Origin of the sequence: Paenibacillus sp. SZ31 (assembly GCF_012912005.1) — a bacterium.
Lineage (GTDB): Bacteria > Bacillota > Bacilli > Paenibacillales > Paenibacillaceae > Paenibacillus.
The window spans coordinates 384,945-405,536 of the sequence record NZ_JABBEA010000002.1; the positions used below are offsets into that span (position 1 = coordinate 384,945).

General features: G+C 44.7%; 17 protein-coding genes and 1 pseudogene. 5 read left to right on the forward strand and 13 right to left on the reverse strand.

Annotated elements, in window-relative coordinates; all coding sequences use genetic code 11:
• Positions 1 to 134: 134 nt before the first annotated feature.
• Positions 135 to 2,240 (reverse strand): serine hydrolase domain-containing protein, encoded by a 2,106-nt coding sequence (locus tag HF638_RS06360; RefSeq protein WP_169479441.1) that lies wholly within the window; start codon positions 2,238 to 2,240, stop codon positions 135 to 137.
• Between the two features lie 286 nt (positions 2,241 to 2,526).
• Between HF638_RS06360 and pdxR the strand changes: the two genes are divergently transcribed.
• The gene (gene pdxR, locus HF638_RS06365) at positions 2,527 to 3,957 is read left to right on the forward strand and encodes a MocR-like pyridoxine biosynthesis transcription factor PdxR (protein ID WP_169479442.1); all 1,431 of its coding nucleotides are present in this window, start codon (positions 2,527 to 2,529) and stop codon (positions 3,955 to 3,957) included.
• 45 nt (positions 3,958 to 4,002) lie between these two features.
• Positions 4,003 to 4,623 carry an NAD(P)-dependent oxidoreductase gene (locus tag HF638_RS06370; RefSeq protein WP_169479443.1) on the forward strand — a complete coding sequence of 207 codons (621 nt, stop codon included), beginning with the start codon at positions 4,003 to 4,005 and terminating at the stop codon, positions 4,621 to 4,623.
• Between the two features lie 133 nt (positions 4,624 to 4,756).
• Here the strand turns inward: HF638_RS06370 and HF638_RS28990 are convergent, their stop codons facing one another.
• The 10 genes and pseudogenes from HF638_RS28990 to HF638_RS06420 form a co-directional block, all read right to left on the reverse strand.
• Positions 4,757 to 4,885 (reverse strand): hypothetical protein, encoded by a 129-nt coding sequence (locus HF638_RS28990; RefSeq protein ID WP_481856143.1) that lies wholly within the window; start codon positions 4,883 to 4,885, stop codon positions 4,757 to 4,759.
• A gap of 259 nt (positions 4,886 to 5,144) precedes the next feature.
• Positions 5,145 to 6,350 carry a benzoate/H(+) symporter BenE family transporter gene (locus tag HF638_RS06380; RefSeq protein WP_169479444.1) on the reverse strand — a complete coding sequence of 402 codons (1,206 nt, stop codon included), beginning with the start codon at positions 6,348 to 6,350 and terminating at the stop codon, positions 5,145 to 5,147.
• 19 nt (positions 6,351 to 6,369) lie between these two features.
• A pseudogene (locus HF638_RS06385) lies at positions 6,370 to 7,114 on the reverse strand (YggS family pyridoxal phosphate-dependent enzyme).
• A gap of 331 nt (positions 7,115 to 7,445) precedes the next feature.
• Positions 7,446 to 8,378, reverse strand: coding sequence for a ribose ABC transporter substrate-binding protein RbsB (rbsB, locus tag HF638_RS06390; RefSeq protein ID WP_076331135.1), 933 nt, complete (start codon positions 8,376 to 8,378; stop codon positions 7,446 to 7,448).
• A 14-nt stretch (positions 8,379 to 8,392) separates the two neighbouring features.
• On the reverse strand, positions 8,393 to 9,355 hold the full coding sequence (locus HF638_RS06395; RefSeq protein ID WP_413775758.1) for an ABC transporter permease subunit: 963 nt from the start codon (positions 9,353 to 9,355) through the stop codon (positions 8,393 to 8,395).
• Between the two features lie 10 nt (positions 9,356 to 9,365).
• Positions 9,366 to 10,847, reverse strand: a complete 1,482-nt coding sequence (locus HF638_RS06400) for a sugar ABC transporter ATP-binding protein (protein WP_169479445.1) — start codon at positions 10,845 to 10,847, stop codon at positions 9,366 to 9,368.
• Positions 10,848 to 10,861: 14 nt separating this feature from the next.
• The gene (gene rbsD, locus HF638_RS06405; protein WP_169479446.1) at positions 10,862 to 11,263 is read right to left on the reverse strand and encodes a D-ribose pyranase; all 402 of its coding nucleotides are present in this window, start codon (positions 11,261 to 11,263) and stop codon (positions 10,862 to 10,864) included.
• Positions 11,263 to 12,141: a ribokinase gene (gene rbsK, locus HF638_RS06410; protein WP_169479447.1), complete on the reverse strand. Its 879-nt coding sequence runs from the start codon at positions 12,139 to 12,141 to the stop codon at positions 11,263 to 11,265. Before rbsK ends, rbsD begins: the two co-directional genes overlap by 1 nt.
• Before the next feature lie 4 nt (positions 12,142 to 12,145).
• Entirely contained in the window at positions 12,146 to 13,123 is a 978-nt protein-coding gene (locus HF638_RS06415; protein WP_169479448.1) for a LacI family DNA-binding transcriptional regulator, read from the reverse strand.
• A gap of 248 nt (positions 13,124 to 13,371) precedes the next feature.
• Positions 13,372 to 13,806, reverse strand: coding sequence for a nuclear transport factor 2 family protein (locus tag HF638_RS06420; RefSeq protein WP_169479449.1), 435 nt, complete (start codon positions 13,804 to 13,806; stop codon positions 13,372 to 13,374).
• 187 nt (positions 13,807 to 13,993) lie between these two features.
• Here HF638_RS06420 and HF638_RS28860 point away from each other — a divergent pair, with 187 nt between their 5' ends.
• Entirely contained in the window at positions 13,994 to 14,563 is a 570-nt protein-coding gene (locus HF638_RS28860) for a TetR/AcrR family transcriptional regulator C-terminal domain-containing protein (protein ID WP_169479450.1), read from the forward strand.
• Between the two features lie 158 nt (positions 14,564 to 14,721).
• Here the strand turns inward: HF638_RS28860 and HF638_RS06430 are convergent, their stop codons facing one another.
• Positions 14,722 to 17,904 carry a discoidin domain-containing protein gene (locus tag HF638_RS06430; protein WP_169479451.1) on the reverse strand — a complete coding sequence of 1,061 codons (3,183 nt, stop codon included), beginning with the start codon at positions 17,902 to 17,904 and terminating at the stop codon, positions 14,722 to 14,724.
• Between the two features lie 99 nt (positions 17,905 to 18,003).
• Between HF638_RS06430 and HF638_RS06435 the strand changes: the two genes are divergently transcribed.
• Entirely contained in the window at positions 18,004 to 18,876 is an 873-nt protein-coding gene (locus tag HF638_RS06435) for a helix-turn-helix domain-containing protein (protein WP_169479452.1), read from the forward strand.
• Between the two features lie 96 nt (positions 18,877 to 18,972).
• On the opposite strand, the gene HF638_RS06440 is transcribed toward HF638_RS06435, so the two are convergent.
• Positions 18,973 to 19,536, reverse strand: a complete 564-nt coding sequence (locus HF638_RS06440) for a TetR family transcriptional regulator (protein WP_169479453.1) — start codon at positions 19,534 to 19,536, stop codon at positions 18,973 to 18,975.
• Positions 19,537 to 19,723: 187 nt separating this feature from the next.
• On the opposite strand from HF638_RS06440, the gene HF638_RS06445 reads away from it, so the two are divergent.
• Positions 19,724 to 20,584, forward strand: coding sequence for an SDR family oxidoreductase (locus HF638_RS06445; protein ID WP_169479454.1), 861 nt, complete (start codon positions 19,724 to 19,726; stop codon positions 20,582 to 20,584).
• Positions 20,585 to 20,592: the final 8 nt, after the last annotated feature.

The following is a 20,592-nucleotide window of genomic DNA, read 5'->3' on the forward strand; positions in this document are numbered from 1 at the left end:
GCTTCGCGAAACCCAATATTACATTGTGAATCTGAAAAAAGGTACATTTACTTTAAAACGTAGTATTTAAAATTTAAAACTCAAAAAAAGCCGCGATTTCCGCGACTTTTTGTTGTACAGTTTTTTATAATCTATTAATTTGCTCTGGTTGTCAATACAATCTCGAACTTCGAACCAGCTTCACCCGCGAATACAATAGTTCCGTTCTCAGGCAACACAATTTCGTTTTGTCCACTGACCACTGTATGATTAATGCCTACGCCTGCTTGGTTATATACAGCAAATGCGCTGTTTGCAGACATCTTGACCGTCATTTCTTTACCTGCAGCTGATGCTGGAATCGAATACCATGTGGCATAACCATTCGCCTGAATCGTTGTCTTCGATTGTTTTCCCGCATAGATCGGTTTGATGATGTCTTGAGCAGCATACACGTTGCCTCCAGCTGTAACGTATTCCACGCCATTTTCCTCATAGAAATTAAACTCCATCGTGTCACGACCTGCCAATCCAGGAATTTGCAATTGGTTCACGGCTTGGTTAGCTCCAATGATTTTATTCGTGTAGACATAACCGGGTAGCTCATTAAACGTATGAATGGGTATCATCGGGATCGCTGCGTTGTACAGTGTTGATGTGTATTTTTCATTGACCAACACGTAGGCTTTGCCTTCCCGTTTCTGCCATGCGGCCTTTACTTCTTCCGACAATTCATTGGTTTCAAGCTTTTCTGCCTTATATTCAGAGGAAGCAACTTGCCCAAGCCCAGGAACAGACTGATACGAGCGAGACCACAAATATGTGTTCCCGTTGACTTCCTGAACGAACTTCAGTTTTTCCGTACCCGCATCATTAACAAATGAGCCATCAGCGGTGTACGTATATGTCTGATCAGGACTGTTAGGGGACGACAGATTAGATAGCGTTAATTGCCCGTCATCTTTTACGTCCAGCTTCATTAACATGTTGGCTCCACCAGCGTACATGCCAGTGTGCTGCGAAAGTTCTGTTGGCATGGTTACTTTCACAGGTGCATCATGTGACTTCTCCGGCTTACGTTCCGGAATGATATTTTTCTCCTCAAGCGCGCCGAGCAACAGTTCAGTTGCCAGCAATTGATCCGTTGAGCTATGACCACCCGAAGAGGTTACGGCAGCAGCCATATTATACTCCGGAAGTACAATCAATGAGGAATGATAGGTTATTGTGTTGCCGCCTTTGCTTACTGCCTGGATGCCGTAATCATTAAAAGGAAACAGGTTCACGCTGTCCCAGCCTAGGCCGTAACCAATAGACGAATCGCCTTCTTCCGGCCACATGCCTCTCTTGTATTCTTCTTGCTCCATGGCCTCTACGGATTCCTCCGAAAGAACACCTTCAACCTCACCCGTAAAGATTTTCGAGAATTGAACGAGGTCTTCAGCGGTCGAATACAGGCCTCCGGAAGCAATCATGTTTGTCGTCTCTAATGGAAGCTGTCCCTCATGCGACGGGGAATATGTTGCTGCCATTTCGGTAAGATCCACTACATCCTGCGGCGTTTTGGTATGTTCCATACCCAGGGGATCGGTTATGTACCGGTGCATAAAAGTCGTAAAACTCATACCACTGACCCGCTCCACCAGAATCTCAGCTAATGTAAAACCATCATTACTATACACGGAGTATGCGCCAGGATCGGCCTTCAGATGTTGCGTCGCCAATTGCTCCAGTAACGTATCATGTGCATAGGTATCATTATCTCCAAACAGTATTGCACTGTTACTTGACGTTCCGAGAAGTCCGGATGAATGATTCAGTAACATGCGTGGTGTAATCTGCTGGTAACGCTTGTCTTTCATTTTAAAGTCCGGAATATACTTCACAACAGGCTCATCAAGATCGATCTTGCCCTGGTCAACGAGCTTCATTACGGCGGTTGTGAGCATCATTTTGCTGGTTGAACCAATGCCATACATGGTATCAGATGAAAGCGGGATGTTGTTTTTCAGGTCATTTTTGCCTGCCTGACCGGAGATCACAATCTCGCCCTCATCCATCAGTGCGTACTGTACACTTGTCGTAGCGTAGGATTCAGTAAGTACCTTGGCCTTCGCGCTTACTGCCTTTTTAGTTAGATCATACGTAGGGCTACTACCGTTACTGGTAGCGGGTGTGGCCATGGTCGACATTGGGGACATCATCGCAAACACCAAGGTTATGGCGGCGATAGAAGTTCGTTTCTTTCGTGTCAATCTCATCTTCTCCTGTCTAGTCTATGAATTAGGAATCTCTGTGTTCGTACTCCAGTAGTGTAACCGAAGAAGATGAACTATCTGTGGCTTGAATATGAATCGAGTATGAACCAGGCAGAACCAACCAGAATAGGTTGGACACACGGGAAACATCACTTTAGTCTAGCTTTGTTTTGTTTGAAAATTGAACTTTTGCTATAATGATATATCAATCAATGGAGTGCCAAAAACATCCGTAACTACATAAGTGACTGCAACCCATAATGTCAGCATGAGCACTGGAGTTGAATCAATGCTAAAAGTTAATCGGAATGACCATCGCCCTATCTGGCAGCAACTTCTGGATCAAGCGATTCATAATATTACAACGGGGTTATGGCAACCCGGCGAATTGCTACTCCCCTCACGCGAACTTGCTCAATTAATTGGTGTTTCACGGTCAACCATACAGATTGTGTACGAGGAATTATTCAGCCGAGGGTATACGGTCACCTCCCGACGAGCCGGGACAAGAGTTAGTGATTGGACATATGCACCTCGTTCATCAGAAGACGTCACGATGCAAGGGCCTATTCCGCCCGAACTGCCTACACTAAACGAATCGATTGGTCATCTGCATAGTTGGTTTGGCAATAGAGACAATCGCAAAATAGAAATTGATTTTAATCCCCACGAGCCTTATCTGGATGAAAGTTTCACAAAAGCCTGGAGGCAATCTTTTTTACAAGCTTCCACTGAACCTAATTTGGATATTTGGGCTTATGGCGATGCCAGAGGGTTACTGGCGTTAAGAGAGCAGATTCAACGTTATTTGTCACTTGAACGAGGCATTCATATCGATGTTGATCAAATCTTGTTAACCTCAGGTGCACAACACAGTATCGATTTAATTGCCCAGGCTCTCTTAAGTGAGGGAGACAGAGTTTCGGTAGAGGATCCCGGCTTCCCTGTTGCTTGGATGGCGATGAAATACCGCCGGATGCAAGTCGATCCCGTTCCAGTCGATGAGTATGGATTATGTGTAGATCATATTCACCCACAGACAAAACTCGTATTTGTCACACCTTCTCATCAATGCGCCGTTGGTGTTATTATGTCGGAGCCACGCAGGCAACAATTGATGCACTTGGCAGCTCATCATCGATATTGGATTGTTGAGGATGATTACGATAGCGAATTTAGGTACCGTGGAGATCCACTTCCGACGATATTCAGTCAGCAACCTCAGAATACGCTTTATATGATGAGTTTTTCCAAAATGGTTGCACCTGGCATTCGACTATCCGCTATCATCGGCCCCAAAATAGCCATCGATCGCCTTACGCAAGTTCATGAATTAACCTATCGTCATCTGCCGATTATGGAACAATTAACGCTATCTCATTTTATTGAGCGTGGTCATTTTATGCGCCATATGAGAAGAGTTCGGAACATATATCGACGCAGACACGAAGTCATGACCAAAGCCATTGTTGCTTCTGGTCTAGGCTCACGATTTACATTAAGTGGTGTGGAAACGGGATTACATATGCTTCTAGAATCTGAAACGTCATTTGACGAAGAAGCAATGACAAATGCGGCCCTTGATCAAGGCGTGCGTGTGTATCCGCTGAGTAAATATTGTCTGGAGAGTCATCGAAAAGGATGGATATTAGGTTTTGCGAAAGTGGATGAGGAGCAGATTGAGGAAGGAATACAACGACTTGCAAAGATTGTATTATGATGGAGAACATGCTCTCCAATCGGATTCGAAAGGATGTTTTTTGTAATGAAAATTTTAGTGTTAGGAGCCACCGGACGGGTTGGAAGTCATTTCGTCTCTCATGCCCTACGTTCCAATCATCATGTAACTGCACTGGTTAGAAGCCCGGAAAAGGTACAAATCAACAATGACAATTTCGTTCTGCATCAAGGAAACGCTTTAGTCAAAGAGGATATTCATCACGCCATACAGGGTATGGATCTCGTTGTTAGTTCCTTAAGTACCGATGGAACGACTACATTATCTCAATCCATGGGACATATTGTTGAGGCTATGGCTCAGGAGCGTATCAAAAGAATCATTACCATTGGTACAGCAGGAATATTGGAAAGTCGAACGGATCCTGGCTTGCTTCGTTTTCAATCCCCTGAGTCCAAACGTAAGTCCACGCGAGCAGCTGAGGAGCATCTGGAGATGTACAACATTCTCAAGGCTTCAAATTTAGAATGGACAATCGTGTGTCCTACCTACTTATTTGATGGAGAATCTCTCGGTAAGTACCGGGTTGAGCGCGATTACTTGCCTGACGGTGGAACTTCTATATCTGTAATCGATACTGCGGAGTTTGCTTATCAGCAATTATTCTCTGATGAGTATGTACAGTCTCGTGTAGGTATCTCCTATTAGGGCGTCTCCTATATCTCAACTAAGGTATATCTCTTCGTTCAAAAAAGTAAGTTTCAATATATAAGCAAAATACGAGCCTGCAATTGTTATCCATTAGGAACAATTGCAGGCTCTATTTGTGTCTGCTGTTGAGCTATTTAAGCCCTTCATATAGAGGAACTTGCGAAGTAATTTCACGGACACTACCTAATATTTGATTTTTTACATCCGAGTTTTTTGGATTTTTAAAAGCAAGCCCTATCAGCTGAGCAATTTCTTTCATTTCCCTGGTTCCAAGTCCTCTGGACGTCATAGCCGGAGTTCCAAAACGAATACCGCTCGTAACCAAAGGACTTGCCGTATCGTGAGGAATTGCATTTTTATTCGCTTATGATTATCTGTTCCTCCCGATACAAGGGTGAGTCCTTCATTCATTAAAGTTTCTGCCAATGCGTTGGCGTTACTCAGAACACCTTCAATGAAAAATTAACGAGACTTCCGTGTGTTAGATAATCACCTTGGGCTTCCTCTCAATATTACGGTTATTTATTCGTTCCAAGTTGTTTTTCGGGAAATTTACTATTCATCAGTAGATGTGCCATCATTCCTGCAAACAGTCCCCAAAATGCACCACCCACACCAAGCAAAGTCACATTCGCTGCTGTCGCCAAAAACGTAATCAATGCAGTTTCACGTCCCTTAGGGTCCGTTAATGCATTGGCAAGACTGCCACCGATCGTTCCAAGTAAGGCTAATCCCGCTAATGTTGCAATAAAGGTAGCAGGAAGAATCAAAAACAGAGCAGCCAATGTTACGCCAAAAATGCCGACAAAAATATAAAAAACACCACAAGCAATACCTGCAATATAACGTTTGGTTGAATCCTCATGTGCATCCTTTCCTGTGCAAATCGCTGCTGTAATAGCTGCCACATTAAAAGCATGTGATCCGAATGGGGCTGCAAGAAGCGAACCCAAACCTGTTACAGCTAAAATAGGATTGGCACTTGTCTTGAATCCATCATTACGCAGAACAAGCATTCCGGGCATATACTGCCCTGTCAAGGTAATAATGAACAGCGGTAGCGCAACGCCAAGTAAAGCATTTAACGAAAATGCTGGAACAACAAATACAGGCGATGCTACAGCCAATTGGATCGTACTGAAGTCTGTTTTCCCCATGCATATCAAATAAATCAAACCGATTGCCAATATGCCAACAATGGCGTAACGGGAAGTAAACCTTCTTAGCACGATATAGCCTGCAAACAGTACAATCACAAGCAAAGGATCTACCTTCGCCCCTCCAAAGGCCGAAATACCAAACTGTAGTAAAATACCAGCTAACAATCCGGAAGCGATGCCTGGGGGAATAAGTCGAACGAAACGTTCAAACATGCCTGACAAACCTAAAATAATAAATCCGACTGCTGAAATCATGTAAGCGCCAATTGCTTCCGGATAAGGGGTTACCGCTAATGCTGAAACGAGAAACGCCACACCCGGTGTAGACCAGGCTGTAATAATCGGTTCCTTATATCGATAACTGAGCCAAATTCCTGTTACGCCTACCCCAATCGAGATGGACCAAATCCAGGAAGCGGTCATTTCGGGGCTTAAACCAGCGACTTTTGCAGCTTGAAAAACAAGGATAAACGTACCCCCGTAATTAACAATTACGGATATTAAAGCGGCGATCACCGGCGATATCAAATCACGGCCGCGTAACGAAGGGGATGCTGTCTTCATATTTAACACTACCTCTCACTTAATCATCGATGCGTGTGTTTTCATTCCAGTAATACTCGTCCGGTAAGTAGCGTTGACCAAATACACTTGTCCCTACACGTATCATTGTAGCTCCTTCTTCAATGGCGATCTGGAAGTCACCAGACATCCCCATCGATAAAATATCCATTTCAACACGTGGGATGTTTTTCTCTTTAATCTGATTGCGAATACGGTTTAACAATCGAAAGCAATGTCGTGTTTCTTCATTTGTTACATTCAGTTTTCCAATGGTCATTAGACCTTTCACATTTAATGTCGCGAATTGAGACAACTGTTCTACAAGCTCGATGGCTGGTTTCTGGAGAGGCACCAAACTTACTTTCTTCGTAGGACGTATTAATTTGCACAAGAATGTCTAAGGTCTTATTCTCTTTGAGAAGCTGGTTATGTAACGCTTGACCCAGTTTCAGACGATCTACGGAATGGATGAGAGTCACATATTTAACAACGTCCTTTACTTTATTTGTTTGCAGATGTCCGATAAAATGCCATTCCACCTGCTTGCTTTGTTCCATGAGTGGGAATTTGTCTCGGAGTTCTTGAGCTTTGTTTTCTCCAAACAGGACCTCACCTGCTTGAATAGCTATTTGTAATTTCTCAAGCGGTACCGTTTTGGTCGCGAGCAACAACTTGATGTCCTCTATGTTGCGACCTGAAGCCTGGCAGGCCAGTGCCATTTGCTGTCTTACAGCTTGAAGATTTTCTTCTACTAGATGTTTCATGTCAGCCACCTTCTTTCTATTTCGAACAGGAATGAATCAATAAGATTAGCTCCTCCTTATGTATTGTGAAGACTGAGACTATGTGGAATATCATGCTAGTGTATCAACAGTTGGATTGGTTATACATATCCAAAAACACTATTTTGGAGCAATCCAAAACTATAAAAAAGACTTTGATGGAAATTGGGTTACCATTTGTGTGCTCTAAAAGCCAATAATCTGTTTAATGTGCTGCCCGCATACTTCCAAAATGTGAAAAAGCCGCTAAAATTAGCGGCTTGGTTTAATCCTATGTTCATGTCTCAAACAGAGAAACATGTTTTATGATGATTTACTCATTCACATTTTCCTTCGTTACCAGCTTCAATTCAGCGGGAATCGAAGACTCCACCTGCTTGCCACTGAGCACATCCAGAGCTGCTTGCAGCGCCAGTTGGCCAATCAGTATAGGCTGCTGAGCGACTGTTGCCGTCAATTTCCCATCCTGAATGGATTTGATTGCATCATCATTACCATCGAATCCGATGACCGGAATGTCTTTACCTGAGCTTTGAATCGCTTCAATTGCACCAAGTGCCATCTCGTCATTATGGGCAAATACCGCTTGCACGTCTGGATTACCTTGTAGCAAGTTCTCCATGACATTCAATCCTTTGGACCGATCAAAATCAGCAGATTGCTTGGAAACTACATCGAGTTGTTTGTCAGCCACTTCGTGGAAGCCTTTACCTCGTTCTCTTGTTGCAGAAGCGCCCGGCACACCTTCCAGTTCAATAACTTTTGCTCCCTCACCCAGTTGTTCCACAAAGTATTCAGCAGCCATGCGTCCGCCTTTTACGTTATCCGATGCTACTAGTGCCGCCACTTCGCCTTTATCTGCGGAGCGATCCAGCGTGATCACGGGAATGCCAACACTATTGGCCGATTGAACCGCTGTGGAGATCGCTGCAGAGTCCGCAGGGTTAATCAGAAGCGCACTAACTCCTTGCTGAATGAGATCATCCACATCATTGGTTTGTTTGGCCGAATCGTTCTGTGCATCAACCACGATGACCTGTATTCCCTGTTTTTTGGCTTCAGCCATGACCCCGTCCTTCAGTGATACAAAGAATGGATTGTTTAACGTAGATATCGACAAACCTATTTTCTTCTGTCCATTACTTTTGTTAGGGTTAGGTTTCGCCCATTCCGGTGGCTCCAGAGAGCACCCGGCCAGAACGATGATCATCAGCATACTTACGAGTGTTAAAGTCCACTTTTTCATATTCGCTTCTCTCCTTATGCTGTTTTCTTGCGGTCCAGTAGGACGGCAATGGCAATGACGATGCCTTTTACAACCATTTGGTAAAATGAGTTTACTTCAAGCAAGTTCAATCCATTATTCAACACGCCGATAATCAAAACACCAATCAGTGTACCGACGATGCGTCCACGTCCCCCAGCGAGACTTGTACCACCCAATACAACTGCTGCGATTGCATCCAGCTCGTAGGATGTACCTGCCGTTGGTTGTGCTGAGTTCAAGCGTGATGTCAGAATTGCACCTGCCAAAGCAGCGAGCATACCTGTCAGGGAATAGATCATAATTTTTACGCGATTGACTTTGATCCCCGAGATAATGGAAGCTTTTTCATTACCACCAATAGCGTACGTTTTGCGGCCAAAAGCCGTTTTATGCAAAACAATCCACAGAATCATGAAGGTAATCAGCATCGTAATTGCAGGTACCGGAATGCCCAGCAGGTAACCGCGACCGAACAATTGGAACAACAAGTTATCCCCGAGTCCTGTAATTGGATTACCATTCGTGTACACCAACGTTAGTCCTCTAAATATCGTCATGGTTGCCAATGTAGCGATAAATGGAGCCATTCTGCCTTTGGTAATCATCAGTCCATTCACCATACCCATGACACCACCAAGCGCTACACCGATAATGATCGACAAGATCGGGTCCAAGCCAGACAACATCATATTTGCAACAAAAGCACTGGATAAAGCCAGGATCGAGCCGACCGACAGATCAATTCCACCCGTCAGAATAACAAATGTCATACCGAAGGCAATCAGCGCATTAATGGAGACTTGACGCAATAAATTCAAAATATTAAGCGGTTCCAAGAAACTTGGATTTAACACCGATACGATGAGAATAAGAATGATTAAGCCGAGCAGCGGCCCCAATTTTTGTATTACATTTGAGAAACGGAAGCCACTTTTGGCCGTTTTGTTTTCCTGCATTGTTGTCATATCACTGTCCCCCTGTGGCCAATGTCATAATGTGTTCTTGTGTTGCTACTTCCCTTGCAACCTCGCCACTGATGTGTCCCTCATGCACAACCGCGATCCGGTCACTCATGCCAAGCACTTCAGGTAGCTCCGACGATACCATGATGATTGCAACGCCGCGGTCAGTCAGTTCATTCATCAATTCATAGATTTCGCGCTTCGCTCCAACATCCACTCCGCGCGTGGGTTCATCCAGGATAAGTACGCTTGGACCGATCCCAACCCATTTCGCGATAACCACCTTCTGTTGGTTACCCCCGGATAGATTTCTAGCCGCGGTCTCGGAGGATTGCGTTTTGATCTGAAGCCGTTTGATCAGAGTATCTACGAATTCTTGTTCTTTGGAAGCTGAGATGAAGCCTTTGCTTGAGAAACTGAACAGATTCGGCAACGCCATATTCTCGCGAATGGAGAAGTCTAATACCAGCCCCTCATCCTTGCGGTCTTCTGTAATGAACCCAATTCCATGTTTCACAGCATCGGCCGGTTTACGAATGTTCGCTTTTTTGCCGCGGATGAAGATTTCACCGCTATCCAACGTATCCAAACCAAAGATGGTTCTCATGATCTCTGTTCGTCCAGAACCCATGAGTCCTGAGAAACCGAGGATTTCCCCCGCTCTCACGGTGAAGTTAATATTCTCGAATAGACCTTTGCTGCTTGCATTCCTTACTTCGAGGACAACTTCACCATACGAAGGATTCCGGACAGGATAACGCTCGGTAAGTTCACGACCTACCATTTTCCGAACCACTTCATCAAAGCTTGTCTGTGGAATGGCCTGCGTATCTACTGTTCTTCCGTCACGCATAATCGTAATCCGGTCACAGATCGTGAATATCTCCTCCATTCGGTGAGAAATATACACGATGGATACGCCTTCCTTCTTCAGCGAGCTGATTACACCGAAGAGCTTCTGAATCTCGCGCTCCGTAAGTGCTGCTGTTGGCTCGTCCATAATGATGACCTTGGCATCTGTCATTAGTGCTTTGGCGATCTCGATCATCTGTTGTTGTCCGACGGAGCACTCTCCCGCAGGACGTTCCAGCGGTATGTCTACGGAAAGCTTGGCGAACTGTTCTTTGGCAAGCGTTTTCATTTGTCTTGTGTTGAGCAGGCCGAAGGAAGATGTCAGTTCCTTACCAATAAAGAGGTTATCCAGGACCGTCATTTCAGGCCATACGTTCAGCTCCTGATGGATAAAGGTGATCCCCAGTTTCTCTGCTTCCTTCGGACTTGCAAAATAGTTTTCTTCTCCGTCTATGGTGATGGTTCCCTGATCACGCTGATGAAGACCAATCAGAATGTTCATCAGTGTGGATTTGCCGGCTCCATTCTCCCCCATCAGGGCATGAACTTCACCCTCTTTTAGTTCAAAATCCACTCCGCTCAGCACCTGATTGGTGCCGAACGCTTTATGAATGTCTTGCATCTGAATGTGCATTACGCAACCTCCTTTTAACCGAAATGGACTCCCGATTGTAAAATGCAATTGGCATAAGGTGTGGCTTCACCTGTGCGGATGACCGCCTTCACCTGCCGGGTTAACGCTTTGAATTGTTCGTGGCTGACGGAAGCATCGATTGCTTCTACCCCGAATTTCTCCGTGACGAATTGCATGGCTACGGGATTACCTTCTTGAATCTCTTCGGCCACAATGACTTTCTCAATGACCATATCTTCTGCGATCACTTCCACTACTTCCCGAAAACTCGGTGTTCCCAGTTTGAGGGCCAGATCGATTTTGAGCACCCCTTCTGGTACGGGTAGACCCGCATCCGCAATCGCAATCATGTCTGTGTGACCCAGATCAGACAGAATCTTGGAAATGTGACTATTCAGTATGCCATTTCTTTTCATTACAAGCTCTCCTCTACTTCATCACGCGTCGGCATACCGCCCTGCGCTCCGAACTTGGTGACGGACAACGATGCAGCCCGATTGGCGAAGCGTATGCTCTCTTGCAACGGTTTGCCTTCAGCCAAAGCAACTGCAAATGCGGCGTTGAACGTATCCCCTGCCCCAGTAGTATCGACAGCCTCCACTTTATAAGTTGGGACTAGAATTTCTTCTGTACCATCGAAGTAACGTACACCTTTACTGCCCTCCGTAATAAATAACTTGTTCGGATATTGACGCAATGCCTGTGCCGGACTCATGCCCTGAAACAAAATTTCGGCTTCATGCTCGTTCGGCGTGATATATGCGGCGTTGTCGATCACTTCTTGCGGCAACGTTCTCGCCGGAGCCGGATTAAGCAGTAGAGGTGTTCCGAATTCTGCACACAATGTACTCACATGCACAACCGTTTCCTCCGGAATTTCCTGCTGAATTAATACGATATCTGCCCCGCGGATTACTTCAGCCGCTTCATCGACATATGCAGGAGTGACTTCCCGATTTGCCGCTTCAACCACTACGATACTATTATCACCTTCAGCCAGAATGATATGAGCCGTTCCGCTTTCTAAATGTGTAACCGGTTTCACATTTTGCGTATTTACAGCATTTGCTCTAAAGTTCTCTACAATATCTTTGCCAAAAGCATCGTCGCCTACCCGCCCGATCATCGCAACCTCGGCACCCAGTCGTGCAGCGGCAACAGCCTGATTGGCTCCTTTGCCACCAGGAACCGTTTTGAAACTATCGCCAAGAACGGTTTCACCCGCCCCCGGCCGTCTTGCAGAAGTAACAACCAGATCCATCGAACTGCTTCCAATTACACATATTTTAGCCATCTGATCACACCTTTCTCGTTGTGCCCCGTTCGATGAAGCTGACGGGCAACTGTATGTTTTTGTTCTCTACTGCAGCTTGTTCCACAAGCTGGATAAGTAATCCCGCCGCTTCTCTTCCCATTTCGTATGCTGGCTGACGAATGGTGGATAATGCTGGCGATAACAGGCTGCTCATCGGAATATCATCGAAACCAATCACTTGTACATCATCAGGAACCTTCCTTCCGATTCGTGATGCCTCATGTAGTACCGCCATGGCTGCGATGTCATTGCTGGCAATAACTCCGTCTGTGTCAGCATATTTCCTGAATAACTCTTCAGCCCATACCCCTGCCTCGTTAAACGAAAATGAGGTCGTCTGAATGACGTGATAGTCTAGCCCTGCATCACGGATGATTTCAATCGCTCCTTCGAAGCGATCCTGCGCAGGTCTGATCTGTGACGGTCCTTGCATAACCGTGATCCGGCGACTGCCGCGGTTAATGATCTCCCTTGCAGCTAGTCTTCCACCTTCCCTGCCATCCGCATACACGGATGGACGATCAAGTGAAGTTCTGTCCAGAAACACAACAGGAATCTTCAGTTTTTCATATATTGAAGAATGAGGGTAGTTCGTTGAAGAGATCACACCGACCACGTTGTTCTGGATAAACGTCTGGATGTAATCCTGCTCCTTCCGTTCATCCTCATCACTATTTCCGAATATCAGTCTGTAATCCTGCTCTTGCATCCGGTCCTCTACGCCGCGAGCCAACTGCGGGAAGTAAGGGTTGGTAATATCCGGCAACAACAGGCCAATCAGTTTGGACTTGCGCTTATATAATGAGCGGGCCACTTCATTTGGCGAAAAGTTAAGCGCCTTCACAGCTTCTTCCACTTTCTTGCGTGTGTCCGCATGAACATAACCTCTATCATTAATGACCCTGGATACGGTGGCTACAGATACGCCAGCCAGTTGAGCTACGTCTTTAATTGTTGTCATAAGTTGCTCTCCTCTATGTGTAACCGGTTACAGACATTAAATTATCATATTCTTTTCCGTTTGACAAGCGTTTTCATTCTGGAAATTTCTCCAAGTGCATTGAAAAACACACTGCAATTTATGCAAATCCAAGCCACACTGCCTGTTCGACGCCTGAAATAGAATTCTGCAAAACATAGAAAATGACGAGAGCATCAGTTAACGCCCTCGTCATTTCTTTAACCATTAATTTGTGTATATCATTATGCTTACAGTGGTCTTGCTTCAATGATGATATATTGTGAAGTACGTTCCTGTATCAACCACTTTTCGCCCTGGCGGACATAAACATCATGATATTGAACACTATAATCCGTGAGAACTTCTTTGCCTTCCTCGTCCCTAACCATTTTGATCTGAGAAAATACTACGCCTGTTGCAGTATCACCTTCCACGTTCACTACATGCTGTGCGTTCGTGGTGAAATAGCGTTTTACCAGCGCCACATGACCATTAAACTCTTCTTCCAGCTGCTTGGTTCCGGTTACTTCAGACATCAGTTGATCACCAAAGTATACTTTGAATCGTGTATCCGGTGTAAATAAGAGCATCTGATCTGCAATTCTTTTGGCATCAGTTAACGTAGCATACGAGTCCACCAAATCTCTCAATTCGGATTTTGCTTGTAAAATTTCCAGTGACATATAATTGTCCTCCTTGATGTATCGTCTGAGCCATAACATTTTGTAATCCAACATTTGTTGAATAAGTATGACTTATTGATTATTATAAGGAGTACAAAAATAACTACAATCGTTAATCTGGCGCTTTTTGTTCGATATCCAACGTTCAATCACAAAGTGTTAGATATCTCGGAGTGGAGGTTACCAAGTGCACATTAAAATCGATCGAAGAGTGGTCAAAACGAAACAAGCGATCTTCCAGTCCTTTCTTTCTCTCATTGCTGAGAAAAATTTTGAGGACATTACAATCAACGAGATTGCTGATAGAGCTAACATCAATCGGGGAACGGTATACTTTCATTACAGTGATAAGTATGATCTGTTGAACAAGTGCATCGAAGAAAACTTGAACAAAATGATATCCGCAACCACGACAACGAATGTGAATGGTGAAACGATTGATCTCATTCAATCCTCTTTTCTACCTGTAATTCGATATTTCGAAGAGAACCATCGTTTTTACGCTTCAATGCTCTCTAACAAAGGAATTCCTGCGTTTCGTGAACAGATGTTGGAACTCGTGACAACACACATCCGGATTAACATCAATATGGATGGTGACAATAGCCACTATAACCAAGAATTTATCACACAATTTATGGCGTCTGCCTTTGTCGGTATCATTGAATGGTGGATTATGAATGATATGCCTCAATCCTCGGAAGAGGTAGCTGAACAATTATGGGGACTTTTAAAAAGAAACCAAGTTATTAACTAGGGCTTGTCTGAGAACTCCGAAGGAAACAGATTTTGAGACACGCCTTAGAATACTAAGCTTTATGTTACGCAAAAAATCCGTGTCTCTTACTGTTTCAAAAAGAAAAATAACGTCACTTGAGGGTAACGTTATTTTTCTTTCAATTCATATTGCTTGGATCAGCTGCCATACACTTCAAATGCACGATGTGCTGCCCTAACTCCCTTCGGTAACCCATTATATACGATTCTTACATACCTGCCCTTTGCTTCAAATTGATCCATCCGTGTCTGTTCATGTGACGTCTGCCCCGTCTGGTTAACGACCACACGCCATTCGATTGCATCGCTTGAAACCTGAATCACATATAGGAAGTTACCTTGCTCGTGAAAACTTATTTTGCTTCCTGTGATGGAACGTTCCTGTAACAAATCTACCTGCCACCAGTGGCCTGGATGATCGTCTTGTGCCTGCCAGTACGTCTCATCGACACCATCGTTTCCGTACTTGGCATCATTGCCCTCGTTCATGCTATCGCTCGATGCTAACTTCCCGCAGGCAAGCTCATGCTCCGAAGTGCATAGATCAGCAGTTCCTGTCATGGCAGGCTGCTCATTCTTCTCAAGCAATTGGCGAAGCTCATTCAACTCCAGCGATACTTTGGGGGCAAAAGAATCTGAGGACATATAGTCGATTAAGGTTCTACGAAGCTGCGCTGCGACAGGTCGACTGTTCATATCATTCTCGATATCGATTCCACAGATGATCAGTTTTCCTTTTCCAACGGTATATTCCGCAAGATTCATCAGTTTTCGGTTATGAACAAAGTTGGGTATGACCTGAACAATCGGGTTAAATGCAATATCATCGTTCACCACAATAGATACGGATCGCTCCAGCAAGTCCTTCCATGGATATTCTGCGTACTCTTTGGTTGGGAAGTCTCTCAAGGCCCGATGCTCAGAATCAACCATAATGCCACACGGAGCTTCAGTTGCAAAATGTGCCGGACTCCAGAATACCGGATAGAACTTCCCTGGGGTCGTATTTCTTAAGTCACTATCCTTCGCCAGAAATAAAACGGTTCCTCCCTCTTCAAGCGTCTGCTCCATTCCTTCGTCCAGACTATGTTTTACCATTATGCCCTGAGGGACTTCCTGATCCTTCCCGCTGCATTCGTATACCCAGAACGGCCATTCATTTCGTATTTCGCTACCCTCCAGTTTCAAAGATATCGTCAGTCTGTCGCTTTTCTGTATTCGATGTGGCGCGTCTGAAACCAAGCGACCTAACGGTTGACCTGATCCAAGAGGAATCGTATCTGTAAGCAGAGAACCTGAATCGAGCGTGCGGCCCTGCCCATCTGCAATTGTCCACTGGATGGAGGATGGCGGAAGTTCTTTTACTCCAAAATGGGCAATGTTGATCTCAGCCACGTACAGCTCTGTATTCGTATAGATCCGTTTCGGCATGCGAAGCAACAGTACCGTTGGCCCGCAAAACTCTCGGAATTGTTGAGGTTCGATCAAACCCTTGGATTCCCAAAATGCATTAAGGAGACCCACGGTTGCGGTGCTCTGACCAGGGAAATCATGCAAATCCAGCAACTGAAATCCTCCAAGACTCGGCGTGCGCAGGGCAGCTTCGATCTCATCGCGATATAATTGTAGCGCCAACATGCCTGAACCGTGGACGAATGAACGAAGGTCACCAATTAAACCTCTTTTCTTCATATCTGAATGGATGACCTCCAGATTAACCGGACGCAATGCTCCGCTATACTTCTCCAACTCTTGTACATCCGGGTAGACAGCATACTGCCCCACTTCATGTGAAATAACAGGTACTGGTCGATTTGCTACGGCGTCTCGGAAGTCTAGCTGAGTAGACAACGCTAATTCTTCCGGGAAATATTGTCCGCGAACACCAATACCATCAACCGATTGGGCAATAAACAGATCATCTGCTGGATCAAGCTCCCGATCCCAATTGGTGGTGAGCGTGTATAAACGCCTGTCATCGAACGATTTCAAGTCGTCTACCATCCGGTGCAACAGGTTGAAGTCACCATTCAATTCATTGCCGTTACTGTAGATACAAAAAGAAGGATGATTCCCGTAGACATGAGCAATTCGGCGAGCCTCCTGAGGCAAGTACGTGTAGTGCTCTGAATGCGTCCCTACTGCCATATTCCACGTATCCATCCACATGGGAGACTCGACTTGCAGGTAAACCCCCAATAGATCAGCAGCTTCGAATGCAGCTTCAGGTGGACACCAGGAGTGAAAACGGATATGGTTCAATCCATAGTTCTTAGCTGCCTGAAACAACTTGAGCCAAGATTCAATGTCCATCGGCGGATGACCTGTATGCGGAAAGATGCAACACTCCAAGGTTCCTCGCAAAAAGACAGGCCTTCCATTCATCAGCAATTCTCTGTCCTTGCGTTGAAAGTATCGCAACCCAAATGTCCTATTTTCCGAGATACGAATCGGTTCGCGTGCATCCAATACTACTTGTGCTTCTATCCTCAACTCATAGATATTGGGGTTGAATTCGTCCCATAACAAGGGATTTTCACCCATATCCACTTTCCACTCAAAGTTCTCGGAGGATGAGGCGGAGACATGGATACTTTTTTCTATCTCAGGAACCGCATGCGGTGCTACGCCCTGTTTGATATGTGCGGATATTTGCAAATTGGCATGAGCTTCAGTATCGGTTTTATTATGACATGTACCCTTCACTACAACGGAGCGCAGATCCGGCTCTGGGAAGACCTGTATATTATTGACCCAGAACGGCTCTGAAATATGTAGCTCCATCCGGCCTATAATCCCATTCCAGATCGTCTGCGTCTCTTCTGTATAAGCGCTCGAATGATTGCCCAGATTCTGAACATCCCGATTATCAATCCGAAGGGTGAGCCGGTTGACCTTTCCAGGTTGAATGAATGTACTCACGTCATATTCATGAGCAACGGATAAACGATCTTGCTGTCCGGCAAGTTGACCGTTCACCCATAAGGTAGATTGGAACATAATCCGCTCAAGATATATGACAAACCGCTTTTCAACCCATTCAGCAGGGACATCGATTTCGTATCCGTACCATGCTGATCCAATATAAGAATGACGCTGCCGCAGAGAACGGACCGACTCTCGATCCATCTCATCGCCCCATTCCGTTACGTCTCCAATGCCGTTGACTGTCAGCGTACCAGGGAGTGTTACCAGATTCTTTGATTGGGAAACGAACGACTCGTACCATTGTTCGGTTTCACCGATATCCCGGGGATCAAGTACGCATTTCCACTTCCCCGCAAGTTGAAGTATTCTCTTGTCATGTTGTTGATATGACATGCGGTTCACCTCTTACCTTCACTAAAATAGAACGCTTTCATTTCGAGTTATTCTCGTATATTATTTTAGAATATGTAGTGAAGCGAAAGGAATGAGGATATGGCTAACAAACCAGACGATCCTGCTATGTTTGCAGCAAGACAACAATACACACATCCTCCGGGGATTCTGGTGTCCGACCACTATATTCAGCCCTACGGTTACTCCTGTTATCGTGCACAGGGAACCAAGGATTGGCTAATCATATATACTTTATCGGGGAAAGGACGTATTCATAATGGAGCTAGTGGATACCTGAGCTGTACAGCTGGAATGTTGACCCTTGTCTCTCCTGGAACCGCGCAAGACTATTTCACCGAGCAAGGACATGTATGGGATAAAATGTGGGCTCACTTCATTCCACGTCTACCTTGGATGGATTGGATACCCTCCAGCAATACAGATGGTCCGATCTTTCAACTCCATATCGACAAGGAAAGCTCCCGGAGAGCCATTGAATCGGCTTTTAGCAGAGTGATCTCCTACAGATTATACGAGGATTCCATGTTGAGGGATGAACTAACATTGAATGCACTGGAAGAGGTCATCTTGTTGGTTGCCAGTCAGAATCAATCGAAGAAGGAATTGGATTCACGCGTTCAGGAAGTACTGAACATTATTTCTCGGGATTACATGGATCAGATTCTTATCGAGGATTTGGGCAAGAAGGTGTGTTTATCCCCTTCCCGTCTGTCTCATTTGTTCAAGGAACAAGTGGGGGATTCCATTATGGAAACATTAATGAAACATCGCTTGAAACAAGCCGAACCATTGCTTCAATATACCCTGCGGCCGATTACCGAGATTGCTCTGGCAGTTGGATTCCATTCACCTGACTATTTCTCCCGGCAATTTTCCGGCCACTTTGGAGTCTCCCCATCGAACTATCGGAAGAAATGTAGGGAAGCTTTGCGTATAGAATCTGTTCAATAAAGTACGATTACAGATAAAAAACAGGCTGTTGAGGAAATCTCAACAGCCTGTTAACTTGTATTCTCAGTACCTATATCGTTCTTCAGCTGGGAGAATTCAAGCATATTGTTCTACATTCAAAAGCGTATTAAACGTATCTTTCATTAGATCTTCCGATGGCAGATCACCATTCTTCACGAACTTCATGGACATGCCATATAAACTCCAACCAAGCATAATACTATGCAATTCTAACTTATCCGTTGACCATATTGGAAACTGTTGCTTCAGCAATTTTTTAAATGCCCTACCCATCGCTTCCTTTACAGCAGCTTCAATTTTAGGTGTAAATGCCTCATAACTTCGTGAACACTGATTAGCCAGCCCACTTTGAAAAGTGATTAAACTAATGAATATATCATATAAGACCTTTGGGGTTAAAGCTTCATGCGAAGTTACATCTTTTAAAACTTCCCGCAATATATCTTCACTTAACACGGTTTCCATCAGATCATATTTATCAAAGAAATGGTAGTAAAATGTCGCTCGATTAATGGTCGCTTTTTGCGTGATATCCTTGATCGTAATATCCTTGAAATCCTTCTCTATAACCAATGCCATAAATGCATCCATAATCAGTTTTCGTGTTCTGATGAACCGTGGGTCTAACGTTTTTCCCACGTAATCGCCTCCTATTTTTTCAACAGTTGTGATGAAATGTCGTATATACGATCATTCACAGCTATTGATGATTGTCCAATGCTAACAAGCCATATAGACTTGATTATACAACATGTGTTGTATACCAGAAAGTCGAAAATATCGACAGCAAATCAAGGGTAATCAAGTCCACATTGGAGGAAAAATGATGAAAATTTTAGTAACGGGTGCATCCGGGCATTTGGGATCAAAGATTGTAGAATATTTAGCGGAGAACATTCCGACTTCAGATATTATTTCAGGTGTACGTGACATTCAATCGGAGAAAGCACAACGTTTTGCAGCCCAAGGCATTGAGGTTCGGGAAACGGACTTCGAAAAGAAAGATACGTTAGTCCAAGCATTCCAAGGCATAGATCGTGTATTTATCGTTTCAACATTCGGTGATATTGAATCTTCCATTCGTCAGCAGACCCATGCTGTTGAGGCAGCAAAAGAAACTGGTGTTGCACAAATCGTATATTCGAGTGCCCCACGTGCGGATGTGAGTGATTTCTTCTTGGCGGGAATTCACCGTGTACGTGAAGAGATCATTAAAGAATCGGGTATTCCGTACGTATTTGTCCGTAATAACTGGTATGTTGAGAATGAATTAGCGACAATTCAACAATGCTTAGAAGGTGCTCCTTGGGTTACCACTGCGGGTGAAGGTAAAGTTGGTTGGGTATACCGTCCGGATCTGGCTGAAGTAACAGCAAACGTACTTACTGGGAAAGGTCACGATAATAAAGTTTACGAATTGTCCGGTGAAAACTTAACCCAGCAGCAATTCGTGGATACGATTAACGAAGTTACGGGTAAACGTATTGCTCTACTAGCTGTGGATGATGCTTCTTATGGTGATATGTTAAAAGATGCGAATGTACCCAATGACGTTGCAGCATTACTGGTTATGGTTCAAAAGGGAATTCGCGAGGGCGGACTGGAGAACGCTCATTCCGATTTGGAGATGCTCCTTCGTCGCAAACCAACTTCCGTCAAAGAAGCGTTGCAACAATTGTTGAATTAACACTTCAC

Excerpts from the sequence above, each read along its gene's own strand:
- HF638_RS06400 (WP_169479445.1), bottom strand. The coding sequence starts at position 10,847 with ATGCACATTCAGATGCAAGACATTCATAAAGCGTTCGGCACCAATCAG.
- HF638_RS06415 (WP_169479448.1), bottom strand. The coding sequence starts at position 13,123 with ATGACAACAATTAAAGACGTAGCTCAACTGGCTGGCGTATCTGTAGCC.
- pdxR (WP_169479442.1), top strand. The coding sequence starts at position 2,527 with ATGCTAAAAGTTAATCGGAATGACCATCGCCCTATCTGGCAGCAACTT.
- rbsB (WP_076331135.1), bottom strand. The coding sequence starts at position 8,378 with ATGAAAAAGTGGACTTTAACACTCGTAAGTATGCTGATGATCATCGTT.
- HF638_RS06420 (WP_169479449.1), bottom strand. The coding sequence starts at position 13,806 with ATGTCACTGGAAATTTTACAAGCAAAATCCGAATTGAGAGATTTGGTG.
- HF638_RS06435 (WP_169479452.1), top strand. The coding sequence starts at position 18,004 with ATGGCTAACAAACCAGACGATCCTGCTATGTTTGCAGCAAGACAACAA.
- HF638_RS06360 (WP_169479441.1), bottom strand. The coding sequence starts at position 2,240 with ATGAGATTGACACGAAAGAAACGAACTTCTATCGCCGCCATAACCTTG.
- HF638_RS28990 (WP_481856143.1), bottom strand. The coding sequence starts at position 4,885 with ATGAAAGAAATTGCTCAGCTGATAGGGCTTGCTTTTAAAAATCCAAAA.
- HF638_RS06445 (WP_169479454.1), top strand. The coding sequence starts at position 19,724 with ATGAAAATTTTAGTAACGGGTGCATCCGGGCATTTGGGATCAAAGATT.
- HF638_RS06370 (WP_169479443.1), top strand. The coding sequence starts at position 4,003 with ATGAAAATTTTAGTGTTAGGAGCCACCGGACGGGTTGGAAGTCATTTC.
- rbsK (WP_169479447.1), bottom strand. The coding sequence starts at position 12,141 with ATGGCTAAAATATGTGTAATTGGAAGCAGTTCGATGGATCTGGTTGTT.
- HF638_RS06395 (WP_413775758.1), bottom strand. The coding sequence starts at position 9,355 with ATGCAGGAAAACAAAACGGCCAAAAGTGGCTTCCGTTTCTCAAATGTA.
- HF638_RS06380 (WP_169479444.1), bottom strand. The coding sequence starts at position 6,350 with ATGAAGACAGCATCCCCTTCGTTACGCGGCCGTGATTTGATATCGCCG.
- rbsD (WP_169479446.1), bottom strand. The coding sequence starts at position 11,263 with ATGAAAAGAAATGGCATACTGAATAGTCACATTTCCAAGATTCTGTCT.
- HF638_RS06430 (WP_169479451.1), bottom strand. The coding sequence starts at position 17,904 with ATGTCATATCAACAACATGACAAGAGAATACTTCAACTTGCGGGGAAG.